The sequence below is a fragment of the Micromonospora craterilacus genome (genome assembly GCF_003236315.1).
In the GTDB taxonomy this organism is placed as follows: domain Bacteria; phylum Actinomycetota; class Actinomycetes; order Mycobacteriales; family Micromonosporaceae; genus Micromonospora; species Micromonospora craterilacus.
On sequence record NZ_POTY01000361.1, the window covers coordinates 1 to 4,305 of the forward strand.

General features: G+C 70.3%; 5 protein-coding genes. All 5 read left to right on the plus strand.

All coding sequences use genetic code 11. From position 1 onward, the window contains the following. On the plus strand, positions 1–1,312 hold a 1,312-nt coding region (locus C1I95_RS32090; RefSeq protein WP_111219645.1), incomplete at its 5' end, for an amidohydrolase. Then, complete coding sequence (gene kamD / locus C1I95_RS32095; protein WP_111219647.1) at positions 1,309–2,922, plus strand: lysine 5,6-aminomutase subunit alpha; 1,614 nt, start codon at positions 1,309–1,311, stop codon at positions 2,920–2,922. The genes C1I95_RS32090 and kamD, both read left to right, overlap by 4 nt. Next, on the plus strand, positions 2,919–3,671 hold the full coding sequence (kamE, locus tag C1I95_RS32100) for a lysine 5,6-aminomutase subunit beta (protein WP_111219649.1): 753 nt from the start codon (positions 2,919–2,921) through the stop codon (positions 3,669–3,671). The genes kamD and kamE overlap by 4 nt, the downstream gene beginning before the upstream one ends. Continuing rightward, a complete protein-coding gene (gene kal, locus C1I95_RS32105; RefSeq protein WP_111219651.1) occupies positions 3,668–4,060 on the plus strand; it encodes a 3-aminobutyryl-CoA ammonia lyase in 393 nt (130 codons plus the stop codon). Before kamE ends, kal begins: the two co-directional genes overlap by 4 nt. Beyond that, positions 4,057–4,305, plus strand: a 249-nt coding sequence (locus C1I95_RS32110) for a glutamate mutase L (protein ID WP_199524007.1), incomplete at its 3' end; no start/stop codon positions are given. The genes kal and C1I95_RS32110, both read left to right, overlap by 4 nt.

A 4,305-nucleotide genomic window follows, 5' to 3' on the forward strand; every position in this document is an offset into this window, starting at 1 on the left:
GCTGTTGGACGCGGTGGCGGGGTTCGCGACGGGGCTGCCGGCGGACGCGGTGGTGCTGGGGCACGGCTGGGACGAGTCGACGTGGCCGGTGCCGCAGCCGCCGGGGGCGGCGGAGCTGGGCCGGGCGGCCGGCGGCCGGCGGGTGTACCTGTCGCAGGCGTCGATTCATTCGGCGTTGGTGTCGTCGGCGTTGTTGGCGGCGTGTCCGGAGGCGGTGGCGGCGCCCGGGTACGACGAGTCGGGGTGGCTGCGGCGGGACGCGCACCATGTGGTGCGGGCGGTGGCGCGGGCGTCGGTGACGCGGGCGCAGCGGGTGGCGGCGCAGCGGGTGGCTCTTGAGCATGCGGCGTCGCTGGGGATCGCGGCGGTGCACGAGTGCGGTGGGCCGGAGATCTCCGACGAGGAGGACTTCACCAACCTGTTGTCGATTTCCGGTGCGGGGTTGCCGGAGGTGTACGGGTACTGGGGTGAGCTGGGCGGTGCGGCGCGGGCGCGGGACCTGGGTGCGGTGGGTGCCGGTGGTGACCTGTTCGCCGACGGGGCGTTGGGGTCGCGTACGGCGCATGTGTCGCAGGCGTACGCCGATGGTGCCGGGTGTGGTCACGGTTATCTGAGTGCGGAGCAGGTGCGTGATCATCTGCTGGACTGTGCGGCGCATGGGATGCAGGGCGGGTTCCACGCGATCGGTGACGCGGCGATCTCGACGGTGTTGGCGGGTTTCGCGTCGGCGGCGGAGAAGCTCGGCACGGACCGGGTGCGGGCGGCGCGGCACCGGGTGGAGCATGCGGAGATCATGGATCGGCGGTTGATCGCCGGGTTCGTGGAGTTCGGGGTGGTGGCGTCGATGCAGCCGGCGTTCGACCGGTTGTGGGGTGGCGCGGGCCGGATGTATGAGACGCGGCTGGGGCTGGAGCGGTCGTTGGCGTCGAACCCGATGGGGGCGATGCACGCGGTGGGTGTGACGTTGGCTTTCGGGTCGGATTCGCCGGTGACGCCGCTGGATCCGTGGGGGTCGGTGCGGGCGGCGGTGGCGCATCACAACCCGGTGCAGCGGATGAGTGTGCGGGCCGCGTTCGCGGCGCACACCCGGGGCGGGTGGCGGGCGGTGCACCTGGACAGCGAGGGGGTTCTCGCGTTGGGTGCGCCGGCGACGTTCGCGGTGTGGTCGAGCCCGGCCGGGGTGGACCGGGGTCTGCCGGTGTTGCAGGCCGAGGATCCGGAGGCGCGGGGGCCGGAGGATCCGACGCCGTTGCCGGTGTGCCGGTCGACGGTGCTGCGCGGTGAGGTGATCTACATGGAAGGGTCTTCGTGAGCGAGGGAAGCGGTCGGGCCGGCGGTGCGGGTCCGGCGGTCGGCGGGGTACCGGGAAAGCTGGATCTGGATCCGGCGCTGGTGGCGCGGGCGCGGGAGTTGGCGCGGCGGGCCGGGCGGCCGGTGGTGGAGTTGGCGTGTAGTCACACCACGGTGTCGGTGGAGCGTGCGGTGCTGCGGTTGGCCGGGGTGACCGGTGCCGATCCGGACGGTATTCCGTGGGTGAACCGGCTGGTGGACGCGGTCGTCGCGGACGTGGGGTTGGGGCACGGGGTGGCGGTGCCGGTGTTCGAGGCGCTTGCCCGGGAGCAGCTGACCGATGTGACGTTGCTGGCGCAGAAGGCGGCGGCCGGGTCGGTGCGGTTCGAGCAGCCGACCGGTAAGGCGGCCACGGTGGCGCGGCGGGCCGCCCGTCGGGCGGTGGCGGCCGGGGTCCGGCGGATCGATCGGCGGCGGGTCGAGCGGGACCGTCTCGTCAGGCGGTACGGGGATCCGAAGCAGCGGCCGTGGATCTATCTGATCGTGGCGACCGGGGACATCTACGAGGACATTCCGCAGGCGCAGGCGGCGGCGCGGGCCGGCGCGGACGTGATCGCGGTTATCCGGTCGACGGGGCAGTCGCTGCTGGATTACGTGCCGGAGGGGGCGACCCGGGAGGGGTTCGCCGGCACGTACGCGACGCAGGAGAATTTCCGGCTGATGCGGGCGGCGTTGGATGAGTCGTCGCGGGAGTTGGGCCGGTATGTGCGGCTGACGAATTACGCGTCGGGGTTGTGCATGCCGGAGATGGCCACGCTGGCGGGGCTTGAGCGGCTGGACATGATGCTCAACGACTCGATGTACGGGATTCTGTTCCGTGACATCAACCCGATCCGTACGTTCGTGGATCAGCGGTTTTCCCGGCAGGTGCACGCGCGGGCGGGGATCGTCATCAACACCGGTGAGGACAACTATCTCACCACCGCGGACGCGGTGGACGAGGCGCACACGGTGACGGTGTCGCAGCTGCTGAACGAGTATTTCGCGCACGAGGCGGGGCTGGCTGACTGGCAGTTGGGGCTGGGGCACGCGTTCGAGATCAATCCGGATGTGCCGGAGTCGTTCCGGTTGGAGTTGGCGCACGCGTTGCTGGCCCGGGAGTTGTTCCCGGAGGCGCCGTTGAAGTGGATGCCGCCGACGAAGCACATGACCGGTGACGTGTTCCGGGGCAACCTGTTGGACGGGTTCTTCAACCTGGTGGGCACCATGACCGGGCAGGGGATTCTGCTGGTGGGGATGATGACCGAGGCGGTGGTGACGCCGTGGTTGTCGGATCGGGACATCGCTTTGCAGAACGTCCGGTACGTGTTGGGGGCGGCCGGGGGGTTGCATGAGGACTTCGTGCCGGCGCCCGGGGGGTTCATCCAGCAGCGTGCGCACCGGGTGCTCGGTGAGGCGGTGGAGTTGTTGGAACGGATCGGTGATCAGTCGTTGTTGACCGCGATCGCCGAGGGCACGTTCGGGATCATGAAGCGGCCGGCGGATCGGGGTAAGGGGCTGGACGGGGTGGCGCGGCACGAGAGCGACTACTACAACCCGGCCACGGAGATCCTGGAGAGGCCGTCCGCATGAGCACGAGCAAGATCGTCCGGCCGTACGGGGACACCACCGGTGACGGCATGGTGCAGGTGTCGTTCACGTTGCCGGTGCCGCACGACAAGCGGGCCGAGGGTGCGGCGATCCAGTTGGCGAACCGGATGGGTATCGATCCGGCGTTGCTGGTGCATGCGAAGCAGATGGGTGACGGGTTCACCTTCTTCATGGTGTACGGGCGGGTGAATCATCTGGTGGACCTGTCGGCGGTGCAGGTGGTGGAGCGGGACTTTCCGCTGTTGTCCGCCAAGGAGGTCAACGCGGTGGTGAAGCGGCGGTTGCGCCGCAAGCTGTCGGTGGTGGGTGCGTGCATCGGCACGGACGCGCACACCGTGGGCATCGACGCGATCCTCAACGTCAAGGGCATCGCCGGTGAGAAGGGCCTGGAGTACTACCGGGAGTTGTCGGTGGCGAATCTGGGTGCGCAGGTGAGTGTGCCGGAGTTGGTGGAGGCGGCGCGGGTGGCGCGGGCCGACGCGGTGCTGGTGTCGCAGGTGGTGACGCAGCGCGACGCGCATCTGCACAACACGCGGGAGATGTCGGCGGCGTTCCGGGAGGCGATGCCGGCGGGTCGGCGGCCGCTGCTGATCGTGGGTGGGCCGCGGTTCGACGAGAAGCAGGCCGCCGAGTTGGGGGTGGACCGCATCTTCGGCCGGGGCACCACTCCGGGTGAGGTGGCGTCCTATCTGGTCCACGCGTTGATCACGAACAAGAAGGCGAAGGCATGAGTGACCCACGGTTGGGTTTGACGGTGACGCACCGGCGGTATGTGCCGTACGCGCACGCGCACTACGCGGGGAACCTGGTCGACGGGGCGTACGCGTTGGGTCTGTTCGGGGATGTGGCCACGGAGGTGTGCATCCGTACCGACGGCGACGAGGGGTTGTTCGCGTCCTATTCGGACGTGCAGTTCAGGGCGCCGATGAAGGCCGGTGACGTGCTGGAGGTGGTGGCGACGGTGACCCGGGTGGGTACCCGCAGCCGCACCATCGACTTCGAGGTGCGGGTGGTGTGCCGGGGCCGCCCGGATCGGGGCGAGTCGGCCGCGGAGGTCCTCGATCCGCCGGTGGTGGCGGTGACCGCCACCGGCACGGTGGTCGTTCCCGCGTCGGCGTGAACGTCGCGGTCTGCGCCGACGTCGGCTCGACGTACACGAAGGTCGCGGTGGTCGACCTCGACGGCGGTGGGCTGGTCGCGGCGGCGGCGGCGCCGACCACGGTCGGCACGGATGTGCTGCACGGCCTAGACGCCGCCGTCACGGCCGCGACCGCCCGGCTCGGGGTGCGTGACGTGCCGTGGTACGTGTGTTCGTCGGCCGGTGGTGGGTTGCGGCTGGCGGTGATCGGCTACGAGCCGCTGGTG

What these genes read in the sequence shown, in the direction of transcription:
- kal (WP_111219651.1), top strand. Translation starts at nt 3,668, where the DNA reads ATGAGTGACCCACGGTTGGGTTTGACGGTGACGCACCGGCGGTATGTG.
- kamE (WP_111219649.1), top strand. Translation starts at nt 2,919, where the DNA reads ATGAGCACGAGCAAGATCGTCCGGCCGTACGGGGACACCACCGGTGAC.